Origin of the sequence: Plantibacter sp. M259 (genome assembly GCF_006065115.1) — a bacterium.
Lineage (GTDB): Bacteria > Actinomycetota > Actinomycetes > Actinomycetales > Microbacteriaceae > Plantibacter > Plantibacter auratus.
In genome coordinates, this window is sequence record NZ_CP040750.1 from 2,375,761 (window position 1) to 2,394,683 (window position 18,923).

At 70.6% G+C, this 18,923-nt stretch carries 23 protein-coding genes; 12 read left to right on the forward strand and 11 right to left on the reverse strand.

The features are described from left to right. Positions 1-21 precede the first annotated feature (21 nt). From FGL15_RS11065 to FGL15_RS11080, 4 genes are all read right to left on the reverse strand, one after another. Positions 22-555 carry a TetR family transcriptional regulator gene (locus tag FGL15_RS11065; protein ID WP_168223377.1) on the reverse strand — a complete coding sequence of 178 codons (534 nt, stop codon included), beginning with the start codon at positions 553-555 and terminating at the stop codon, positions 22-24. After that, positions 552-1,520 (reverse strand): ketopantoate reductase family protein, encoded by a 969-nt coding sequence (locus FGL15_RS11070; RefSeq protein ID WP_138946073.1) that lies wholly within the window; start codon positions 1,518-1,520, stop codon positions 552-554. Before FGL15_RS11070 ends, FGL15_RS11065 begins: the two co-directional genes overlap by 4 nt. A 219-nt stretch (positions 1,521-1,739) precedes the next feature. Continuing rightward, entirely contained in the window at positions 1,740-4,715 is a 2,976-nt protein-coding gene (locus tag FGL15_RS21350; protein WP_138946074.1) for a helix-turn-helix transcriptional regulator, read from the reverse strand. Further along, entirely contained in the window at positions 4,712-4,894 is a 183-nt protein-coding gene (locus tag FGL15_RS11080; protein ID WP_138946075.1) for a hypothetical protein, read from the reverse strand. Before FGL15_RS11080 ends, FGL15_RS21350 begins: the two co-directional genes overlap by 4 nt. Before the next feature lie 193 nt (positions 4,895-5,087). Between FGL15_RS11080 and FGL15_RS11085 the strand changes: the two genes are divergently transcribed. Beyond that, positions 5,088-5,357 carry a hypothetical protein gene (locus FGL15_RS11085; RefSeq protein ID WP_138946076.1) on the forward strand — a complete coding sequence of 90 codons (270 nt, stop codon included), beginning with the start codon at positions 5,088-5,090 and terminating at the stop codon, positions 5,355-5,357. 45 nt (positions 5,358-5,402) lie between these two features. On the opposite strand, the gene FGL15_RS11090 is transcribed toward FGL15_RS11085, so the two are convergent. Beyond that, entirely contained in the window at positions 5,403-6,260 is an 858-nt protein-coding gene (locus FGL15_RS11090) for an SDR family oxidoreductase (protein ID WP_138946077.1), read from the reverse strand. A gap of 19 nt (positions 6,261-6,279) precedes the next feature. After that, entirely contained in the window at positions 6,280-6,507 is a 228-nt protein-coding gene (locus FGL15_RS11095) for an RNA-binding S4 domain-containing protein (RefSeq protein ID WP_138946078.1), read from the reverse strand. Between the two features lie 100 nt (positions 6,508-6,607). Here FGL15_RS11095 and FGL15_RS20335 point away from each other — a divergent pair, with 100 nt between their 5' ends. From FGL15_RS20335 to FGL15_RS11135, 10 genes are all read left to right on the forward strand, one after another. Then, positions 6,608-6,754, forward strand: a complete 147-nt coding sequence (locus tag FGL15_RS20335) for a hypothetical protein (RefSeq protein ID WP_157579891.1) — start codon at positions 6,608-6,610, stop codon at positions 6,752-6,754. Positions 6,755-6,972: 218 nt separating this feature from the next. Further along, positions 6,973-7,452, forward strand: coding sequence for a hypothetical protein (locus FGL15_RS11100; protein ID WP_138946079.1), 480 nt, complete (start codon positions 6,973-6,975; stop codon positions 7,450-7,452). 54 nt (positions 7,453-7,506) lie between these two features. Next, positions 7,507-8,703 (forward strand): M20/M25/M40 family metallo-hydrolase, encoded by a 1,197-nt coding sequence (locus tag FGL15_RS11105; RefSeq protein WP_138946080.1) that lies wholly within the window; start codon positions 7,507-7,509, stop codon positions 8,701-8,703. Further along, positions 8,700-9,596 carry an oxidoreductase gene (locus FGL15_RS11110; RefSeq protein ID WP_240773510.1) on the forward strand — a complete coding sequence of 299 codons (897 nt, stop codon included), beginning with the start codon at positions 8,700-8,702 and terminating at the stop codon, positions 9,594-9,596. The genes FGL15_RS11105 and FGL15_RS11110 overlap by 4 nt, the downstream gene beginning before the upstream one ends. 45 nt (positions 9,597-9,641) lie before the next feature. Continuing rightward, positions 9,642-10,601 (forward strand): hypothetical protein, encoded by a 960-nt coding sequence (locus FGL15_RS11115; protein ID WP_240773511.1) that lies wholly within the window; start codon positions 9,642-9,644, stop codon positions 10,599-10,601. Continuing rightward, positions 10,601-10,801 carry a hypothetical protein gene (locus FGL15_RS20950; protein ID WP_240773512.1) on the forward strand — a complete coding sequence of 67 codons (201 nt, stop codon included), beginning with the start codon at positions 10,601-10,603 and terminating at the stop codon, positions 10,799-10,801. The genes FGL15_RS11115 and FGL15_RS20950 overlap by 1 nt, the downstream gene beginning before the upstream one ends. Before the next feature lie 16 nt (positions 10,802-10,817). Then, positions 10,818-11,387 carry a hypothetical protein gene (locus FGL15_RS11120; RefSeq protein ID WP_137242572.1) on the forward strand — a complete coding sequence of 190 codons (570 nt, stop codon included), beginning with the start codon at positions 10,818-10,820 and terminating at the stop codon, positions 11,385-11,387. 23 nt (positions 11,388-11,410) lie between these two features. Continuing rightward, entirely contained in the window at positions 11,411-11,947 is a 537-nt protein-coding gene (locus FGL15_RS11125; RefSeq protein WP_370281666.1) for an ASCH domain-containing protein, read from the forward strand. Between the two features lie 36 nt (positions 11,948-11,983). After that, positions 11,984-12,469, forward strand: coding sequence for an NUDIX domain-containing protein (locus FGL15_RS11130; RefSeq protein WP_236555338.1), 486 nt, complete (start codon positions 11,984-11,986; stop codon positions 12,467-12,469). Then, positions 12,466-13,128, forward strand: coding sequence for an HAD-IA family hydrolase (locus tag FGL15_RS11135; protein WP_138946082.1), 663 nt, complete (start codon positions 12,466-12,468; stop codon positions 13,126-13,128). The genes FGL15_RS11130 and FGL15_RS11135 overlap by 4 nt, the downstream gene beginning before the upstream one ends. On the opposite strand, the gene FGL15_RS11140 is transcribed toward FGL15_RS11135, so the two are convergent. Then, positions 13,078-14,751 (reverse strand): RecQ family ATP-dependent DNA helicase, encoded by a 1,674-nt coding sequence (locus tag FGL15_RS11140; protein WP_138946083.1) that lies wholly within the window; start codon positions 14,749-14,751, stop codon positions 13,078-13,080. The two genes, FGL15_RS11135 and FGL15_RS11140, sit on opposite strands and share 51 nt — an antisense overlap. 151 nt (positions 14,752-14,902) lie before the next feature. Continuing rightward, on the reverse strand, positions 14,903-16,177 hold the full coding sequence (locus FGL15_RS11145) for an MFS transporter (protein WP_138946084.1): 1,275 nt from the start codon (positions 16,175-16,177) through the stop codon (positions 14,903-14,905). 285 nt (positions 16,178-16,462) lie between these two features. Here FGL15_RS11145 and FGL15_RS11150 point away from each other — a divergent pair, with 285 nt between their 5' ends. Further along, a complete protein-coding gene (locus FGL15_RS11150; RefSeq protein ID WP_138946085.1) occupies positions 16,463-16,807 on the forward strand; it encodes a hypothetical protein in 345 nt (114 codons plus the stop codon). 19 nt (positions 16,808-16,826) lie between these two features. Here FGL15_RS11150 and FGL15_RS11155 read toward each other — a convergent pair whose 3' ends face one another. From FGL15_RS11155 to FGL15_RS11165, 3 genes are read right to left on the reverse strand one after another with little or no spacing between them, the layout of a single operon-like run. Further along, positions 16,827-17,714, reverse strand: a complete 888-nt coding sequence (locus FGL15_RS11155; RefSeq protein ID WP_138946086.1) for a serine hydrolase — start codon at positions 17,712-17,714, stop codon at positions 16,827-16,829. After that, on the reverse strand, positions 17,711-18,031 hold the full coding sequence (locus tag FGL15_RS11160; protein ID WP_138946087.1) for a hypothetical protein: 321 nt from the start codon (positions 18,029-18,031) through the stop codon (positions 17,711-17,713). The genes FGL15_RS11155 and FGL15_RS11160 overlap by 4 nt, the downstream gene beginning before the upstream one ends. After that, complete coding sequence (locus FGL15_RS11165) at positions 18,028-18,867, reverse strand: NAD(P)-dependent oxidoreductase (protein ID WP_138946088.1); 840 nt, start codon at positions 18,865-18,867, stop codon at positions 18,028-18,030. Before FGL15_RS11165 ends, FGL15_RS11160 begins: the two co-directional genes overlap by 4 nt. Between the last annotated feature and the right edge of the window lie 56 nt (positions 18,868-18,923).

Consider the following 18,923-nt stretch of genomic DNA (forward strand, 5'->3'; position numbering starts at 1 on the left):
ATCGTCGCAGGACACGCCGGCTCATCCCGCAGCCAGGGTGCGGAGGTCGGCGAGCTCGCGTTCCAGGTCCACGTCGTCGAGTGCTCCCGCCATGGCTGCGATCGACAGTCCTTCGAGGCTCCTGACGATCTGCCGGGCGAGGAACGCCCGATCGTCGGCGCCGGAGACCTCGCCGAGCATCCCGACCACCACCCCTTCGGCCTGCCGGAACTGCTCCGCGAGGAGAGCTCGACGATGGTCAGCAGGCAGGCCGAGGACGTATTCGTAGACGATCGGGCGGAGGGTCGCGTCGATGTCGTGGAGAGCGGTCGCCTGTTCGGCGAGGAAACCCTCGAGGTCGTTCGCCTCGTCCCCTGAGCGCTCGTGCGCAAGCGCGTCGAGCAGGATCTCCTCGGTGTTGGCGTATTGGTAGTACAGGCCTCCGCGCGAGACGTCCGCCGCCAGTCGGACGTGATCCATCGTCGTCCGCCAGAAGCCGCGTTTCCGGAACTCGGCGACAGCGGCCTGCCGCAGGTGTTCGCGGGCGCGTGACGACGTCGGGCTGAGCGCGTTCACGAGGCGAGGGCGTCCCGCGCGCGACCGAGGTCGCGGGTGAACCCGGGGACGGGGACAGCCGATTCGGTGGCCGACACGTGGACTTCCGACATGAGCGCCAGGATATCGTCCGTGTTGTGGTGCAGCTCCATGATGCGCCGACTGAGGACGTCCTTCCGGAACATGAGGACCATGACGCGCGCGGCGAGCGCCTTCGGCAGGAGCGTGAACGGCGCGATGTCCCGCAGATGGTGGCGGAGCCGGACCCCGCGGGCCTGCACGACCCGGAGGCATTCACGGATGTTGCCGATGCCCCGAGCGAGGGTTCGCGGGCTCGCCAACGCTCGTGAGACGACGTCGCCGATCTCGTCGCCCGGGCGGAATTCGGAGGCGATCGCGGAGATGATCCCGGCGTTGACCGCCTGGTGCACCCAGAGCCACTCGAGCATGCGAGGCGACCGCTCCGCCGTCAGTCCGGCGTCATGGAACGCCTGCGAGGCCGCTGCATGAAGTGCGGTGGTGTGAGCGGACGCCGGCGCCAACCGGACGCTGTCGAAGAGGACGCTCTCGACGAGTTCCGCGTCGCGTCGGCCGCCGGCGATCGGGTAGCCGAGGAGGTGGTCGTCGTGGCCCACGAGCGCCTGCAGCTCCTCGCAGGACCCCCAGAACCCGCCCATGAGCAGGAGGCGTCGATCGAGTCCGCGGCGACGGAGCGACTCGATCGCACCGGCGAGTGCCTCGGCCGGAACGGAGACGAGGACGAGGTCGACCGTCTCCGGATCGAACGTCACCGGGGTGAGCGGATATCGGAACGAGCGGTCGACCGGTGGCTGCTCGCGTCCGTCGAGGAGGTCGACCGTGGTGGTCGCCGGCCGGGCCTGCGGGTCGGCGTCACGAAGGAGGTGCTGGACTTCGTGTCCGGCTTCGCGCAGGACGCAGCCGTAGGTCACCCCGATGACACCTCGACCCATGATGACGATGCGCATGTGCTCTCCGTTGCTGACTGGTATGCATAATCCGACAAAGGTGTCGGTTTTTTGAGTCTACACGGACACGGCTGTCCAAAGAACGCAACGGGCCACGTGCCGTCTCGCCCCGTCATTACGCTGATGCCCGACAGGACCCTTTCGCCCTGTCGGGGTTCCCGGCCGGCTTCCCCTCGATTCCGGCCGGGACCCACTTCACCGCCAGGGCGGACGTCAGAGTCAGTCGGTGTGTCCGGCGCTCGCCGCGAGCAACCCGCTCGCTCCGGCGACCATGGCGGCCTCGGTCCGGGTCGCCACTCCGAGCTTCCGCAGGATGGCCGAGACGTGGACGCTCGCCGTCTTCGCGCTGATGAACAGGCGCTCGCCGATCTGTCGGTTGCTCAGGCCTTCCGCGATGAGCTGCAGCACCTGGCGCTCCCGGGCGGTCAACTCGATGGAGCCGCTCGTGCCACGCGCTCGGGGGCGGCCGTCGAGGTTCAGCGACGCTCGCTCCGCCAACGCCCGCGCACCGTCGAGCACGAGGCCGGCACCGAGCGTCGTCGCCTCGGCGACCGCGATGACGAGCGTGTCCTGTGCGCCGGAGCGATCGCCGGCGGCCACGCGCGCCTCAGCCAGTCGGAGCGCTGTGTAGGGCGCGAGCGCGGCCGGTGCGAACGGACGCTCGGCCATCGCGCGAGCCGCCTCCCACGCACCGACGTCGTCACCGGTGCCGTCCGGTCCGCCGAGTTCTGCATCGACCAGCGCGCTCCACAGCGGCGCGGTCGGCCAGAACCGCTCCTCGGCGAGCAGCGCCCGCCAGCGTTCCTCCAGCTGCCGGAGCTGATCGTCGTCGACGCCGGCAAAGGGTCCGGACGCCACGTCGAGTGTGCCGGTGGCCAGTGCGACACGGACCCGCGCCAGGACGCGCGCCGCGTCCGCCAGCGCCGGCAGGTCGTACGCCGGCATCGGGCGGTGGTCCGGTGCTTCGAACACGCCGACGCCGGCCGGTGACCAGGCCCCGGCGAGGTCGCCGGCCGCCAGCCCGACCTGCATCACGACGCGGGCGACGCCGAACCTCGTCTGCACCTCCAGGCCGGACAGGGAGAGCATCCCCTTCCGCCACCGGCGGTACATGGTCGCCGCACTCTCGGCGTCGCCTCGCCAGAGGGTGAGCAGGATCAGCGACTGGCGGAGATACACCGAGAACGCGAGCGGTGGCTGCAGCGCCAAGGCTCGATGCACGCGCTCCTCCGCCTCGTCCCAGCGCCCGAGCGCCACCAGCGGGTCGACCGCGTTCGACGACAGGATGAGGCCCGAGCTGCGCTCGACGCCCAGCTCCTTCGCCCGCGCGACGCCTTCCAACGCCGACGCGAGCGCCTCCTCGTACGAGCCGAGCAGGTTCGCCATGTCGGACGCGTTCACCCGGTAGCGGAGCAGGGCGCTGCCGTCGCCGTCCGCCAGCGTCTCCGCGGTCGCGAGCATCCTGCTGCCGCTCTCCAGTTCGCCGTGGTGGATGCGCGCGATCCCGCCGATGTTCGCGGCGACCGAGGCGTTCCGTGCCGAACCGGTGCGGACGGCCTCCCGAGCGGCCTCGTCGGCGTACTCGATCGCCCGCTCCAGTCGCCCCACGATCATGTGTCGCGCACCGAGGCTCGTCAGCAGCACCCCGCGCAGGTCGCCGGGGGTGCCCGGTGGGACCCGGTCGAGCGCCTCTTCGAGGAGGTCCACCGAGCCCGGTCGCCCGAGGTTGGCGAGGTAGAAGGCCTTGTCGCGGAGGAGCTTGGCCTGGTCGAGGTCGTCGCGGTCCTCCGGCGTCGCGAGCACCTCGTCGACCATGGCGATCGCCCGGTCCGTCCAGCCGGCGTTCCGCAACGCGCTCGCCGTCCGTCGCATGAGTTCCGAACGCGAGCGCCCGACGAGCGCCGCGGCATCGGGGACCTGATCCCAGATCTCCAGGAGACGCTCGCCGAGCTGTGCCTCCGTGCTGTACGCGTATGCCGCGTGAGCCTGCTCCATGGCGCGGACGGTCGCGGGGAAGGCCCGTCCGAAGTCGCGGGCGAGCATCCAGTGGTGCGACACCGCGGCAGCGACCGGCTCACCACCGACGCCTGCCTCCAGCGCCTCGGCGAACCCCGCATGGAACCGGCTCCGTTCGCCGGGCAGCAGATCGTCGTGGATCGCCTCCCGGACCAGTGCGTGTCGGAACTCGTACGTGGTCGCATCAGCGACGAGGACGTTCGACCCGATCGCCTCCCGCACACCGGTGTCGAGAGCGTCGGGGCCGCCCGTGAACACCCGCTCCAGGAGGGCGTGCTCGACGCAGACGCCGCCGGCCGAGATCACGCGCAGCAGCTGTTGGGTCGTGGGCGCGAGTCGCTCGTAGCGCGCGAGCAGGAGTTCGCGGAGGGTGTCCGGGAGCTCGTCGCCCTCGCCGTCGCGGTCCTGGTCGAGACCGAGCAGCTCCTCGACGAAGAACGGGACGCCCTCGCTCCGGGCATACACGCTGTCGATCGAGACCGTGTCGACCGACGTGCCCCGGATGGCGATCGCCTGGCGGAGCACGTCGCTGCGGCTCAACCGTTCGAGGCTGTGCCGCTCGACGCGCCGCGTGCGGTCGAGCTCGGCGAGGAACCCGCGCAACGGGTGTCCGCGGGAGACGTCCTCGCTCCGGAACGTGAGCACGATCATCACGCGATCGCAGGTGAGCGCGCGGACGAGGAACGCGAGCAGGCTGAGCGTCGCGCCGTCTGCCCAGTGGACGTCCTCGACGGCGACCACGACCGGCCGGTCGCGGGAGAGCGCCTCGAACAGCACGGCGACGGTCTCGTGGAGCCGCCCGACGCCGCCCTCCCGCTGATCCTCCGCGTCGGGACCGAGTGTCGGGAGCAGCGTCGCGAGGGAGGCCTTGCCCGGGCCCGCAGCCTCCAGCACCGCGTCGCGCCCGCGCTGCGCGACGAGGTCCTTCATGAGGCCGAGGACCGGTGCGTAGGGCGCGGCGACGTCACCGAGGTCCACGCACTGGCCCGTGATGACGAGCGCCGACGACCGGACCGACCGCGTGAACTCGGTGAGCAGGCGCGTCTTGCCGATACCGGCCTCGCCGCTCAGGACCACACTGCGTGACTCGCCGGCGGCGACGGCGTCGAACACGGCCTGCAGCGCTCTGAGGTCGGAGGCGCGCCCGATCATCGTCGGGCTGGTGGTGGGCAGGCTCACCACTCCATGGTCCCACCCTCATCGGAATCGGTCGCGGCCTCCGCGAGTCGCCCCTGCTCCTCGAGTCGTCGTTCCCGGCGGTGACGCTCCCGCTCGAGATCCCGCTGGAGTTCCTGCTCGATGAACCGTCTCGTCTCGACGGATGTGAACGGGCTGTAACTGGCGCTCGTGATCAACATGGTTCCTCCGCTGCGCACGGTGCTCGTGTCCGTGCTCGACCACTCACGTTCCTCGCTGAGGCCCCATGCCTACCTCGGGCAACTGCCCTAGTTCCGCCGCAAGCGCGTCGCTGTGGAGCCGTAAGACGGGTTCGCTCCGCTCGATGGCGTACGGTTGCCCTTCGCGCACCATGACCTCATTGAGGACATCACGATGGAAAGCAGCACTCTCACGCTCGGCGGGCTCGTCTACGACCTCGACCCGAGCACGATCATCACCACCCTGAAGGACACGATGGAGCGCACCGCGCTGTCCGGAGGCGGTTTCGTCGACCTCGACGTCATCGGCGAGGACTTCGCGAGCGTCTTCGTGAGCCCTGGGACGTCGATCTACTTCACGACCAACGACGTGTCCGAGTTGACGCACGTCGACCTCAGCCCCACGGAAGCGGTCGACTGGGAGTTGGGGTTCTACGGCCTCTGATCCAGCGGGTGGTCGTGCCCGGTCGATCGTCGGACGGGGGAGTCCTCAGCCCGCGTTCGCCCGCAGGTAGGTCTCGAGGTCCATCGGCGGGACACCGGTGATGTCCTCGATCGACGGGCTCACCTCGGCCATCACACCGCTGCCGATGGCCGTGTAGGTGCTCACCCAGGCGTCGACCTCCCAGTCGGGTGCGCCGTAGGAGGCTCGCGACGCGTAGGCCTCCTCGATGGTCTCGTCGTGGAACGTGACCTCGCGATGGCGGACGCGACCGATCGTGGCGGCGACCTCGGCCATCGAGAGCGCCTCCGGTCCGGTGAGGTCATAGGTGCGACCGGCGTGGGACACCGGGTCGACGAGGATCGTCGCAGCGGTCCGTGCGATGTCGGCGCGGGCGACGAAGGAGGCGCGACCGTCCCCGGCCGGCCCGCGGATGACGCCGTCCTCACCCACGAGGGCCTCCATGAAGTCGAGGTAGAAGCCGTCGCGGAGGAACGTCCAACGCATGCCCGACGCCCGGATGTGCTCTTCGGTCGCATGGTGGTCGCGCGCCAGCGTGAACACGGCATCCGGTGCCGCCGCAGCGAACGAGGTGTACACCAGGTGCTGCACGCCTGCGGCGGCGGCCGCATCGATGAACGATCGGTGCTGGTCGACCCGGTCGGCGCTCTCTGCCCCCGACACCATGAACAGGGTGTCGACGCCCTCGAGTGCCGCGCGGGCCGCAGCCTGGTCGGTGTAGCTGAACCGGTGCACGGTGCTGAGTGGGTGCTGCGGTGCGTTCGCGGGCGTGCGCACCAGCAGGCGTTGTGGGATCTCGCGGGCGGCGAGGTCGTGCGCCACCAGGCCGCCGAGGACGCCGGTCGATCCGGTGACGGCGATGGGTCGGGGTGTGCTCGGGCTCACAGGATTCCTCTCACAGGGCTCAGGGGCGGACGCGGACGCTGCGCCCCTCGAGGGAGACGACGTCGTCGAGCTGCAACTGCCGGCCGCGTCGGCGATCGATCTCGCCGTTGACCCGCACCGCGCCGTCGGCGATCGCTGCCTTCACGTCGCCGCCGGAGTCGAGCAGACCGGCGAACTTCAGGAACTGCCCGAGGCGGATCGCGTCGCCACCGATCGGGACGTCGGTGATCTGTGCCGGGTTCGTCATCCCCGAATGCTAACAAGGATGCGCCGGCTGGACCGAGGGACAGGATGTGGCTGTACCCTCAGCGGTACCGGGTCACCGTGACTCGCAAAGGAGCACCATCATGGGCGAGAAGTCCGCACGGAAAGAAGGCGGCAAGACCGCACCGGCGAAGACGCTGAAGGAGAAGCGCACCGCCAAGGCCGACAAGAAGGCCGGCAATGCGCGTTCGGAGAACACCGACGCAGTCACGCGGGTCAAGAACCGCTAGTCCTGATCAGCGGCCCGTCGTGGTCGGTGATGCGCTCAGGCGTCTGTCCCCTCACGGAGACGGGCGCCTGTTCTGGTCTTCGCCGTCAGCGCCGCGATCCGCCCAGGTGCCGACCTCGACGGGCCGGCGGTGGGGAGCAGTCCCCATTGAGCGGTCGTCGTGGCGTGCCCCAAGCTGGACCCTGAGACCAACAACCGTCGATCAGGGGGAGCATCACCATGGGGCACACATACCGGCAGCGAATCATCCGCACCTCGGCAGCAGCCTTGGCCGTTCCGGCACTGCTGCTCCTGAGCGCATGCGGGAGCTCGGGCGGCGAGATCGGCGACGAGGTCCGGATCTCGGAAGGCATGATGACGGTCACGGGGATCGAGCAGCGGACCGCGGAGGACGTCGCCGCTCTCGAACTCGACGAGCTCGCCGGCCAGACGCCCTACTTCGTGACGTACGAGGTGGCCTTCAACGACGGCTCGGACGGCGACCTCAACGAGAACTTCTGGAAGGCCAAGGCGTCGAACGGTGAGGCGTCGCCCATCAACGTCCTCAACTTCGGTGGGGATTTCGACTGCACCGGTCTCGGCGAAGTGTCCGACGGCAAGGCGGAGGGGTGCCAGCTCATCATGGTGCCGGAGGGTGCGACGCTCGAGTCGGTGTCCTTCGGTGGAGCGGGCACGTGGCGCGCGCCGAAGGCGGAGTGACGCCGAGGCGCTGACCGCTCACGCGCGGGCAGGGCATCCCGCTATCGTCGTTGCATGTCCGACCTCAGCCCCGGCGACGACGCGCTCGAGCTAGCCCGCCTGCTCATCTCGATCGATTCCGTCAGTCCGAGCCTCGTCCCAGGGGCTCCCGGTGAAGGGCGGATCGCGGCGGTGATCGCGCAGCGTCTCGAGGGAGCCGGCTTCGTGGTCGACCTCGTTCCCGCGCCGGAGGATGCGCAGCGCGTCAGCGTCGTGGCCGTACACGCGGGATCGTGGCCGGGTCCGACGGTCGTGTTCAACGGCCATCTCGACACCGTCGGGGTCGAGGGCATGGCCGACCCCTTCAACCCGCGGATCGCGGACGGCAAGCTCTTCGGACGCGGCGCCAGCGACATGAAGTCCGGCCTGGCGGGGTTGCTCGTCGCCGCGGAGCGACTCGCCGCGGCTGACCACCCCGGCACCGTCGTCTTCACGGGCGTCGCCGACGAAGAGGACGCGAGCGTGGGCGCCGCAGCCGTCCTCCGACACCTCGCCGAACGTGGTGTGACGGCGGACGTGTGCCTCATCGCCGAGCCCACCTGGCTGGACCGCATAGCGGCGCACCGGGGGTACGCGGTCGTCGAGGTCACGCTGCAGGGGACGGCCGCGCACTCGTCACAGCCCGGTCTGGCCGTCGATGCGATCCGCGCCCTCGGCGCGCTGCTGCAGGAGGTGGAGCGGGCCGACGACGAGCTCCATCGGCGACCGGCGCACCCGTTGCTCGACCACGGTTCGTTCACCACGACGGTGGTCCGGGCAGGGAGCGCCCCGTTCACGATCGCCGCCGACGCGACCCTCGCCATCGAGCGACGCACCCTGCCGGGTGAACGCGCTGAGGACGCCCTTGTCGAGGTGCAGTCGATGCTCGATGCGGTCGCCGCGAAGATGCCTGGTCTGCGCACGAGCGCTCGGCTGACCCATCAGCGTGAGTCTTGGGAGGCCGACGAGCACGGGGCGGCTGCGCGGTTCGCCGACGTCCTCGCCGCCGAGCTCTCCCGGGACGCGGAGGCCGCACCGGCGGCGGTCGGAGCGCCGTACTGGATGGAGTCGGCGCTCTGGCAGGCGGCCGGGATCCCGACCGTCGTGTGTGGCCCCGCCGGTGGCGGACTGCACGCTGTGGAGGAATGGGTCGACCTCGACCAGCTCCGCCGGTTCCCGCAGGCGGTCATCGCCGCGACCCGCGATGCCCTGTCCGGATCGAGCGAGGCGTGACGCCCTGGGGGCCCGCCCGCATCGCGGTGATCGGGCCAGGCGCGATCGGCACCGTGGTCGCCGCAGCGCTCCACGAACAGGGACGGACGCCGTTCATCGCGGGGCGGTCGAAGCGGCCGGAACTCCAGCTCCAGGTCGATGACGAGACGGTGAGGGTCCCCGGGCCGGTCCACACCGATCCGGCGGAGTCTCCGGGCACCGCGGACCTCGTCTTCCTGGCGGTCAAGGCGACCCAGACGGCTGCCGCTGCGGACTGGCTCGCCGCGCTGTGCGGCCCGGAGACGGTCGTGTGCGTCCTGCAAAACGGCGTCGAGCAACGCGAGATGGTGGAGCCACTCGTCAGAGCGGGAACGGTCGTCCCCGCGGTCGTGTGGTTCCCGGCCACCCGTGAGCCCGGCGGCCCGGTCACCCTGCTGAGCCCGCCGCGCCTGTCCCTGCCGGAGGCACCCGGTGCCATCGTCGTCGAGGACGCGTTGCGCGGCTCCCGCTGCACCGTCGAGGTCTCGACCGACTTCGCGACCCTCGCCTGGCGCAAGCTCCTGCAGAACGCCGCCGCCGGACTCATGGCGTTGACCGGACGCCGATCCGGCATGTACCGGCGCGACGACATCGGCCGCTTGATGCTCGGCTACCTCGAGGAGTGCGCGGACGTCGCGCGCGCGGAGGGTGCGCGGTTGACCGAGGACGAACCTCGACGGCTCCTCGACCAGTTCCGAGCCGCTCCGGTCGACCGTGGGACGTCGATCCTCGCCGGCCGCGACCAGGGGCAACCGCTCGAATGGGACGTCCGCAACGCGGTGATCCAGCGGCGGGGGAGCGTGCACGGCATCCCCACGCCGATCAGCGACGTCATCGTGCCGTTGCTCGCCGCGGCGAGCGATGGACCCGGCTGAACCGCCGGCGGTGGTGGGATCGAGCGCTTCGATAAGGTCGAAAGCATGCTTCGTCTGATCGCCTTCGCGGCTCTCGGTGCTCTGCTCGGCGGCGTCATCGTGATCACCGTCGGTCCGCCCGACGTCGGGTACGCAGTCGCCGGTGTCGCACTCCCCGTCTTCATCATGACCTCGGTGCTCACGCTCGTGGCCCGGTCGGTGGGTAACGCCGTCGGTGCTTCGCCTCAGGCCGTCCAGCAGGCCAAGGACGCTCGTCGGCTCGGGGTCGCCCGCGTCGATGCGCTCCGTCAGACCGGCACCCAGATCAACGACCAGCCGCTGTGCGAACTCGACCTGACCGTCCAGCCGCTTCACGGAGCGGCGTTCGCGAGCACGATGCGCACCGTCGTCCCGCTGACCGCCATCCCGATGTTCCAGCCGGGCACCGAGCGCGATGTCGCGATCCTGCTCGACGGCGGCCCCGAGGTCGCCTTCATCGACGCCGGCGAGCTCGCTCCGGCGGAGCGTTCACGGTTGCGCGTGCCGGCTCGCGCGTCCGTCCCGTTCCTCCCCGTCGAGCCGCACCGGCGCATCGTCGACGGACGGCGACGCGGACCGTTGCTCGGCGTCGGCCGGGCCGGTCGTCCCGGCCGCTTCGCCCTGTTCGCGATCGTCGCCATCGCGGCAGCGGCCATCGTGGTCGTGCCGTACCACCAGTCCGTCGCGCAGGCGATCGCTGCCCTCGAGGACGGACGCCTCCGACCCGACCTCCGTCGCCCGGGGCGCTCGCGGAGGCGCAGCGCGCGCTCCAGGAAGCGATCGGTCATGACCGTGTGGTGTCGATCACGGTCGCCGCCGATTTCGTCATCGTCCAGGCGCCGCTCACCGTGGGGGACACGAAGACCGACCGGTGGGAGTACCGGTATGGCCAGGTCACCAACGACGGCGCGGCGAGCATCCAACCCGAATCGGCGGCCGAGCAGTTCTCCTGGTCGGACGTCGCGCTCGACCGCGTCTGGGCGTTGATGCAGGACGGCGCAGAGCAGGTCGGCCTGCCCGTGGGTGACGCGCTCGCATACGTCGTCCGGTCGACCGACACCGACGTCGACAGCCCCACGTTCGCCCGTTCGGCCGGACCGCCGCAGATCACCTTCAGTGTCGGGGACGACTACGGTTCCACCTCGTTCGTCGCCGATGCGGACGGCTCGGGCCTCACCGCGCGGTGAGCGGCATACTGTCCTCATGAACGGTGCACCGCAGTCCTTCCCGCCACTCGTCGTCGGCTCCGACCCGGTGCGTACGGAGCGGGTGACCCGCCCGGCGTTCGTCTTCACCCTGATCGGAGCGGCACTGATCCCGGTGCTCGGGATGCTCCTCGCCGTGCTGACCACGACGTCCGGCGGATTCGCCCTCGGCATGCTGTCCGGACTGTCCTTCAGCGTCATCTCCTGGCTCATGCTGTTCGCGGTGGTGCAGTTCGCGACGGTCCGTGGAGCGCAGTCAGTGGCTCGCACGGTACTGACGCTCGACGCCGACGGCCTTCGTGGGAGCATCCCGCAAGGAGAGGTCTTCCTCCCGTGGGGAGCGATCGAGCGCATCTCGGTACGCTCACGCGGCAAGTGGCGGATCCTGACCTTCCACCTCGTCCCCGGTCTGACCGCGCAGTCTCCGGGCGTCTCGACGACCCTCCCGCCGAGGTCCTTCGCCGCGCTCGGCAAGCTCGGGTTCCAGGTCGGCGAAGTGGCGATCGACACACCCGTCGACACCGTCCTCGCCGCGACGAACGCGTTCACTGGAGGCCGTCTGCGCTGAGCCATGGTCGACGGGTCTGTCGGATGGTCTGGCACGATCGGATGTATGGACTCCGCACACGCCGCCAGCCCGGTCGCCGCCCCGACGTCGATGCCGCGAGGACGATGTGGCAGGCGTATGCCGAGCATCGCGGCGGCGCGGGACTGGACGACGCCGACTACACGGTCGAGCACTTCGGCGACACGGCCGGGCTGGCCGACGAACTGCTCGACATCGTCCTGACCGGGCGGAAGCGGGCCACCGCCGAACTCGTGTCGGAGTTCGCGCATCGCGGGGACCCGCTCCCGCGGATCGGGTCGCACTGGATCGCGTGCGACAGCACCGGGGCTCCGCAGATCATCATCCGGAGCACCGCGCTGCGCATCGGACCGTTCACGAGTGCCGACGCCGACTTCGCGTTCGCCGAAGGTGAGGACGACCGCACGCTCGAGAGTTGGCAGCGCGAACACCGACGCTACTGGGAACGGACCAGTGCGGCCCGGGGCGCGGAGTGGTCGGAGTCCGAGGAGATCGTCTTCGAACACTTCGCCGTGGTGTGGCCGCCGGAGCACGCCGACTGACACGTTCCGGTCAGACCGGTTCCGTAGACTCCCCGCATGCCGATGTCCGACTACGTCGCCTCGATCCGCGCCCACATCGGGACCGGGTTCCTCATGCTCCCCGGGGTCACCGCGGTGATCAGGGACGGGGACCGGTTCCTCCTCGGTCGCCATCACCACTCCGGCCTCTGGAGCCTGATCGGCGGCGGCGTCGAGCCGGGTGAGGAACCCGCCGACGCCCTCCTGCGCGAGGTCCTCGAGGAGACCGGCGCCCGGGTCCGCATCCGCGGGATCGTCGGGGTGTACGGCGGCGAACCGATGATGGTGCGCTACCCGAACGGCGACCACGTCGGGTACGTGACCACCGCTTACGACTGCGAGCTGCTCAGCGAAGCGACCGCGGATCCCGAGGAGCTCCTCGAACTCGGCTGGTTCGCTCGGGACGAGATCCTGACGCTGCCGCGACGCGACTGGATCGATCGCGTCATCGCCGACGCTCCTGGGCATGAGTCGGCGGGCAGCGAGGAACGGGTCGAGTCGTGATCCGCGTCGTCCTGTTCGACCTCGACGGCGTGATCCGACACTTCGATCCGGCGCAGGTGTCCGACATCGAGGCCAGGTACGGACTCCAGCCTGGGGTGCTCGCCGGGATCGCCTTCGCGGCGCCGCTCATCGACGAGGTCACCACCGGCCGGATCACGAGAGCCGAATGGGTCGGCCGGATCGGCGGTCTCGTCGGTGACCGGGCAGCGGCGGAGGAATGGGGTGCTCAGACGTGGTCGGTCGACGACGCGCTGCTGGAGCTGTCCGACGAGATCCGAACCGCTGGCTTGACGACGGCGGTGCTCACGAACGGCACGGACACCATCGCTGCTGAACTCGCAGCCTCGGGCATCGCCGACCACTTCGACGCGATCTTCAACTCGGCGGACATCGGCTTCGCGAAACCCGACGTCCGAGCGTTCCAGCACGTGCTCGATGCGCTGCAGGTGCGGGGCGAGGATGTGTTCTTCACCGATGACTCGGCAGCGAAGCTCGCCGGAGCAGCACGGCTGTCGATGTCCACGCACCGGTTCACGACGGTCGACGACCTTCAGGGTCGCCTGCGCGCCGCGGGAGTACCGGTTCGCGGTGCGCAGGCGCCCGAGCGCTCAGGCCGAGGCGAGCTCGCGGGCGGAGAGGACGCCGGTCTCGAGCGCTGAGAGCGCCACAACCTTGTAGCCTTCGGCGTCGAAGAAGATGGTGACGCGGTCGGGTTCGACGCCCATGACGGTGCCCGGACCGAACTCTTCGTGTTGCACCGCCTGGTCGACGTGCAACGGCGACGCGTGGCTGGCGCTGGCCGTCCCGGCGTGCTGCTGTGCCTGCTGCTGCTCCTGGTGCGCTTCGTGCCGTTCGCAGCCGTCGCAGTTCCCACACCACTCCGGGGCCTCGACACCGAAGTATTCCAGCAAGACCCGCCGGCGGCAGTGCGACGTCTCGGCGTAGGCGCGCATCATGGCCAGCCGCGACTCCGCGATCCGCTCGCGTGACTCGAGCGTCTCCCGCACGGCACCGATGGCACGCTTCGGGCCGACCTCGTCGATGGCGCGGACGCCGTCGGCGGTGTCGATGAGCCCGGCGTCCGCGAGGTCGTTGACGAGGCGGGCGACCGTGCGCCGCGGCCGATCGAGCTGCTCCGCGAGATCGCCGACGGTCGCGCCCGGGGTCGCGCGGACGGCACGCCACAGGGCGCGCAACGCCGACTCCGACACCGACCGCTTGGTGAAGAAGCGGCGGAGTCCGAGATCCTCCGCCCGGTAGTGCAGCGCGGTGGTCGCTGGCTCACCGTCCCGTCCCGCGCGGCCCACCTCCTGGTAGTAGGCGTCGAGCGACTCGGTGGTCGTGGCGTGCAGGACGAAACGCACATCGGCGCGGTCGATGCCCATGCCGAACGCGGAGGTCGCGACCACGACGTCGAGTTCGCCGGCGCGCCAGCGATCGTGGACGGCACGACGTTCGGTGCTCTTCAGACCCGCGTGGTAAGCGGCCACCCGGCGGCCCTCGGCCGCGATCTCGTCGGCGTACTGCTCCGTCTCGCGCCGCGTCGCGACGTAGACCAGCCCGGGCGCCGTCCAGGCGCGGGCTTCGTCGACGACCGCGGCCCGTTTCTCCGCTTCGCTCTCGTGGCGGTGGACGACGAGCCGGATCTCCGGCCGGTCGACGCCGTGCACCTGCACGTCCGGGTCGTGCATGCGCAGCCGGTCGATGATCTCCGCGCGGACAGGGCCGGACGCGGTCGCGGTCATCGCGAGGACGGGTGGATCGCCGAGTTCGCGGCGGACGTCGGCCAGGCGCAGGTAGTCGGGGCGGAAGTCGGTCCCCCACGAGGAGACACAGTGCGCCTCGTCGACGACCAGCAGCGAGACACCGGCCGTCCGGAGCCGGTCCACGGTCTCCTCGTTCGCGAGCTGCTCAGGAGCCAGCAGCACGTACACGGGGCCACCCTGGTCGACGAGCTCCCACGCGCTCGCGACCGCCGCCTGCCCGAGGGAGGCGTTGAGGGCGACGGCCGGGGGCGCGTCCGGCGCGGCTTCGATCGAGGCGAGCTGATCGGCCTGCAGCGCGACCAGCGGCGAGATCACCAGGGTCACGCCACCGCGCTGAGCACCGGCGACCTGGTACACCGCCGACTTCCCGCCGCCCGTGGCGAGGACCAACAGGGTGTCACGCCCCGCGACCGCCGACTGGATCGCCTCCCGCTGTCCTGGCAGGAACGTCTCCCATCCGAACTCATCGCGGGCGATGCGATCGACGGAACCGGGGGATGTGCGAGAGGAACCCATGTCCGTGACGGTACCTCCGCCCACCGACCTCGCGAGCCCGCTTGACGAGTGCGACGGGCTCTGCAACACCATCCCAGCTGAATGGTGTCGGTGGCTCGTCCTAGCGTGGGATCCGGTCGACGTCGCATCCCCAGCTGACAGTCCTCGGGCCTCACCGGTGAGGCCCCCGCGAGACATCTTCGCGACGTCGGCCCGCCTTCGCTCGCGCGTGCGCCAACCCTGCTGACGCGACCGCGATCAGGACGAGGACCATGAGCGTCGGCAGCGCGGCCTCGACGCCTCCCTGCGCGACGAGCCAACCGGTGAACGCGGCGCTCGCCGCGATACCTGCAGCGGAAGCGGAGTTGATCCAGGTGAACCCCTGCGTCAGTTCCTGTGGGGCGACCGTCGCCTGCACGATCTGCGAGGACGAGGCGAGCAGCGGTGCGATCGCGGTCCCGCCGACGAGGAGCATGATCGCCAGCCCAGGCAGGGTCGGCCAGACGGTGCCGACGAGCACGGCGAGCGTGAGGACGACGGACGCGATCAGCTGCACGGTCGGAGGCTGCGGAGTTGATCGCAGTGCCCCGTACAGCGCGCCCGCGACGATGCTCGCGGCACTGGAGAGCGCGAGGACGAGTCCGATGAACGGCTGGAGCCCCTGCGCCGTCGCCGCCGCAGTGACGAGGAGCGGCACCGCGCCGAAGAAGCAGCCCAGGCCGAGGTTCACCCCGAACGCCGCGAGGAACGGCGGGGCGAGGAGAGTGGACCGGTGGGCGCCCGCCCCGCGCTCCGGTCGACATCGCGGTATCGGTGCGGTGGAGCGTTGGAGGGAGAGTGCGACGCAGCCGGCGGCCACGAGGATCCCTGCAGCTGCGGATCCCGCCCACGGCGCGAGCAACGAACTCATGAGTGTCACGAGGATCGGTCCCGACAGGAACACGACGTCGTTCATGTTCGCCTCGAGGGAGAAGGCGGTCCGGAGCGCCTCGGGCTCCGGGAGGAGCCGTGACCAGCGCGCCGCCGACAGGGCGCCGGGCTGCGGGATCGCGGCACCCGCGACGACGACGATCGCCAGGGTGATGCCGATCGGCGCATGTCCTGCAGTGGTGATCGCGACGACGACTGCACTGACGTGCACGAGCACGGCCACCGGAACGGTCGCCGTCTGTCCCCACCGGTCGATGAGTCGTGCGATCTGCGGACCGACCACCGCCTCGGCGAGCGCGAACGCCCCCGTCGACGCCCCTGCGACCGCGAACGAATCCGTCACGTGCTGGATCGAGAAGAGCAGCCCGAGTCCGGTCATGGCGACGCCGAGCCGGGCGAGGGCCGCAGCGAGGAAGAACTGCGGCGCCCCGGGGCGGCCGAGGATGCCGCGATACCGGCTGGCGGCCGAGCGGAAGGGGCCGAGGATGGAGGGCGGGAATGAGCGAGCAGTCGTCATGGACGATGCCTCCGAGGCGGAGCGGGGGATCGGTCGGCAGACAAATCGGCCTGGGCTTCGACGATCACCACGACACCGCGGTACCCGTCCATCGTGCCCGCCAGGCCTGTGGGGCGCAAGCACCGCAAGCCGTCCGTGGTGGACGGTCCGCGTGAGCCGTGGGTGGGTGGTGCGGTGGGGTTCGGATCCCGTGCTCCGCGGGCGGTCCCGGCGCTGGTATCTTACGGATGGCGCCGACACCATCGGGGTGTGACTCCGGATGCGGTGACGAGTGACGAGGTATCGATGCGAACGGTCGGCGTACTGGACAGCGACGATCGCGCCCGCGCGTCCGCCGTGTCGTGGCTCGGCTCCCACGCACCTGACCTGCAGGTGACGATCGCGGCGTCGTCCTGGGGCGAGATGCTCACGGACGACCGTTTCCCACCGAGCGCGGTCGTCTTGTGCCCGCGAGCTGGGGACCGCGTCGACATCGCGTACAAGGCGCGTGTCTGTCGCATCCTCGACATCGACGTGGTCGTGCTCTCCGAAGCCCCGCAGCAGGAGATCCGGTCCGGACACCGGAGCGTCGGCGCCACGTTCGTCTCGACCGTCGAAGCGGCGGCGGGAGTGCTCCGCGCAGGAAGCTGACCCGCGCCCGCAGGCGGGCTCAGTCCGCGGTGTCGGTGAGGAGCGAGGACACGGAGGCCGCGATGCGGTCGGCCCCCTCGTGGTCCTCGGCCGTGATGGTCACCACAGCGTCGTCGGCGAAGATGACGAGCTGCCCGTAGGCGCCGTGGAGTCGCCAGGCCGCGCCCGGACCATCCCATCCTGCGAGCGCATACCGCTCGTAGCCGATGCCGGTTCCGGAGGACACCCAGTCGGTGTGCATGGCGTCGACCCACTCCGGCGACAGGAGCTGCTCGCCCGCCCACTGGCCGCGGTCGCGGATGAGTCGTCCGATTCGCGCGAGTTCCGTGGTGCGGAGCTGCAGCCCGCCGCCGGATGCGATGAATCCGCGGGGGCATCGCTCCCAGGGCGCGTCGCGGATGCCGAGCGGTGCGAGGAGTCGTTGCTCGAGGTAGTCGCCGACGTCGCCGACCCGGGTCTCGAGTGCGCGCATCGCGGTGTAGGTGCTGGCGTTCGAGTACTGGAAGACGCGACCACGGGACGGCCTGCTCAGGAACTCGAGGGTCAGGTCCGGCCAGTCGGACAGCAGGGTCGGCGACCAGGGGAGGTCGACGCCGCTCGTCATGTTCAAGAGGTGCCGGAGGGTGACGTCGGTGGTGCCCTCGCCGAAGTCGGCTTCCGGGAACACGGTGCCCAGCGTGGTGTCCATCGTGATGAGGCCGTCGTCGATGGCGAGGCCGGCGGCGAGTACGCAGACGCCCTTCGCTGCGGAGTGGATGTCCTCGCGGACGTCCTCGGTCCAGCGATGCTCGGCCTCGTCGTCACCGGCGAGCACGTGCAGGCCGTGCGCGCCGAAGCCCTGCTCGGCGACCTGCTGGACGATGCGGTCGCGGAGGAGGGCTGCTCGGGTGGTGTCGGCTCGGGTCACGGCTCAAGTCTGCCCGACCGGCGCACAGCGCGCGGACGCCGTTCATCGCAGGGTTCACCGTGACGACGTCGAGGCTCGCCGGGCGACCTCGCGTACGGCGCGGCCCACCCGCCCGTCGCCCAATGGAGCGCCGGTAGGAGGACCCACGTGAGGGACGCGACGAGGACGGTCGCGTTGGCGACGACCGTGGCCAGGCGTGGCCAGCCGATGGTGAGCGGGTCGAGGCCGATGTTCAACGCGACGCTCATCGGCAGGACCCCGGCGAGGGTGACGACGGCCTGCCGCCAGGATCCGCGACGGAATCGGCGCCGATTCACGCGAAGAACCCGTCGCGCCAGCTCGGGTACCGCAACGTGAGACCTGCCGCTCTGGCGGCCGCGTTCGACACCGGACGGCCGATGTCGGCCGAGGTCGACGTCCTCGGCGGTGGCGCGCCCACTGCAGCGGCGAACCGCGGCACCCACTCGTGGCCACTGGCGGGTTCGTCGTCGACGATGTTCCACGTCCCGCGACCCCATCCGAGTGCGAGCAGGAGCGCGGCTGCGGCGTCGGAGGTGTGCACGAACGAGGTGACGGTCTCCGTGGCCGGGAGCCCGCCCGCGCGGGCGGCGTCACCGAAGCGTCCGGCGGTCGAATACCAGGTTCCGGGCCCGTAGAGCTGGCCGAACCGGAGGACCCCGCCGTCATCGAGCTCCTGCACGGCGCCCTCGAGGGCACGCACCGCGGAGATCGTCGTCTGTCGAGGCTCCGGTGCGTCCAGATCGAGCGGATCGGACTCCGCCGCGAGCTCACGACCGGGGGAGTGGACCCAGGAGATGCTCTCCGCGACCATCCGCGACGTTCCGGCCTCGTGGGCCGCGTCGACGAGGTGGCGGGTGCCCGCGGTGCGCAATCGTGCATTGCTCCCTGAGTCTCCCGCGGTCAGATCGGTCAGGAGGTGCACGATCGCGTCCGGCCGGGTCTCGACCACCGCCCGCACCGTCGCGGTCCGGTCGAGGACGTCCAGCAGGAACGGTGTCGCCCCGGTGTCGGCGACGCGCGCGAACTTCGAGAGCGACCGGGTCGTCGCGATCACCTCGTGACCTGCTGTCCTGAGCAGTGGGATGAGCGCGCGCCCGAGCACGCCCGAACCGCCCGCGATGAACACCCGCATGAGCACGTCCTTCCAGAAGATACGGTTCGACCCTATTCAGGCGGTGGACCGATGAT

Excerpts from the sequence above, each read along its gene's own strand:
- FGL15_RS11125 (WP_370281666.1), top strand. The coding sequence starts at position 11,411 with ATGGTCTGGCACGATCGGATGTATGGACTCCGCACACGCCGCCAGCCC.
- FGL15_RS20950 (WP_240773512.1), top strand. The coding sequence starts at position 10,601 with ATGCAGGACGGCGCAGAGCAGGTCGGCCTGCCCGTGGGTGACGCGCTC.
- FGL15_RS11070 (WP_138946073.1), bottom strand. The coding sequence starts at position 1,520 with ATGCGCATCGTCATCATGGGTCGAGGTGTCATCGGGGTGACCTACGGC.
- FGL15_RS11120 (WP_137242572.1), top strand. The coding sequence starts at position 10,818 with ATGAACGGTGCACCGCAGTCCTTCCCGCCACTCGTCGTCGGCTCCGAC.
- FGL15_RS11085 (WP_138946076.1), top strand. The coding sequence starts at position 5,088 with ATGGAAAGCAGCACTCTCACGCTCGGCGGGCTCGTCTACGACCTCGAC.
- FGL15_RS11115 (WP_240773511.1), top strand. The coding sequence starts at position 9,642 with ATGCTTCGTCTGATCGCCTTCGCGGCTCTCGGTGCTCTGCTCGGCGGC.
- FGL15_RS11140 (WP_138946083.1), bottom strand. The coding sequence starts at position 14,751 with ATGGGTTCCTCTCGCACATCCCCCGGTTCCGTCGATCGCATCGCCCGC.
- FGL15_RS11145 (WP_138946084.1), bottom strand. The coding sequence starts at position 16,177 with ATGACGACTGCTCGCTCATTCCCGCCCTCCATCCTCGGCCCCTTCCGC.
- FGL15_RS11095 (WP_138946078.1), bottom strand. The coding sequence starts at position 6,507 with ATGACGAACCCGGCACAGATCACCGACGTCCCGATCGGTGGCGACGCG.
- FGL15_RS11080 (WP_138946075.1), bottom strand. The coding sequence starts at position 4,894 with ATGTTGATCACGAGCGCCAGTTACAGCCCGTTCACATCCGTCGAGACG.
- FGL15_RS11100 (WP_138946079.1), top strand. The coding sequence starts at position 6,973 with ATGGGGCACACATACCGGCAGCGAATCATCCGCACCTCGGCAGCAGCC.
- FGL15_RS11165 (WP_138946088.1), bottom strand. The coding sequence starts at position 18,867 with ATGCGGGTGTTCATCGCGGGCGGTTCGGGCGTGCTCGGGCGCGCGCTC.
- FGL15_RS11105 (WP_138946080.1), top strand. The coding sequence starts at position 7,507 with ATGTCCGACCTCAGCCCCGGCGACGACGCGCTCGAGCTAGCCCGCCTG.
- FGL15_RS20335 (WP_157579891.1), top strand. The coding sequence starts at position 6,608 with ATGGGCGAGAAGTCCGCACGGAAAGAAGGCGGCAAGACCGCACCGGCG.
- FGL15_RS11130 (WP_236555338.1), top strand. The coding sequence starts at position 11,984 with ATGCCGATGTCCGACTACGTCGCCTCGATCCGCGCCCACATCGGGACC.
- FGL15_RS11150 (WP_138946085.1), top strand. The coding sequence starts at position 16,463 with ATGCGAACGGTCGGCGTACTGGACAGCGACGATCGCGCCCGCGCGTCC.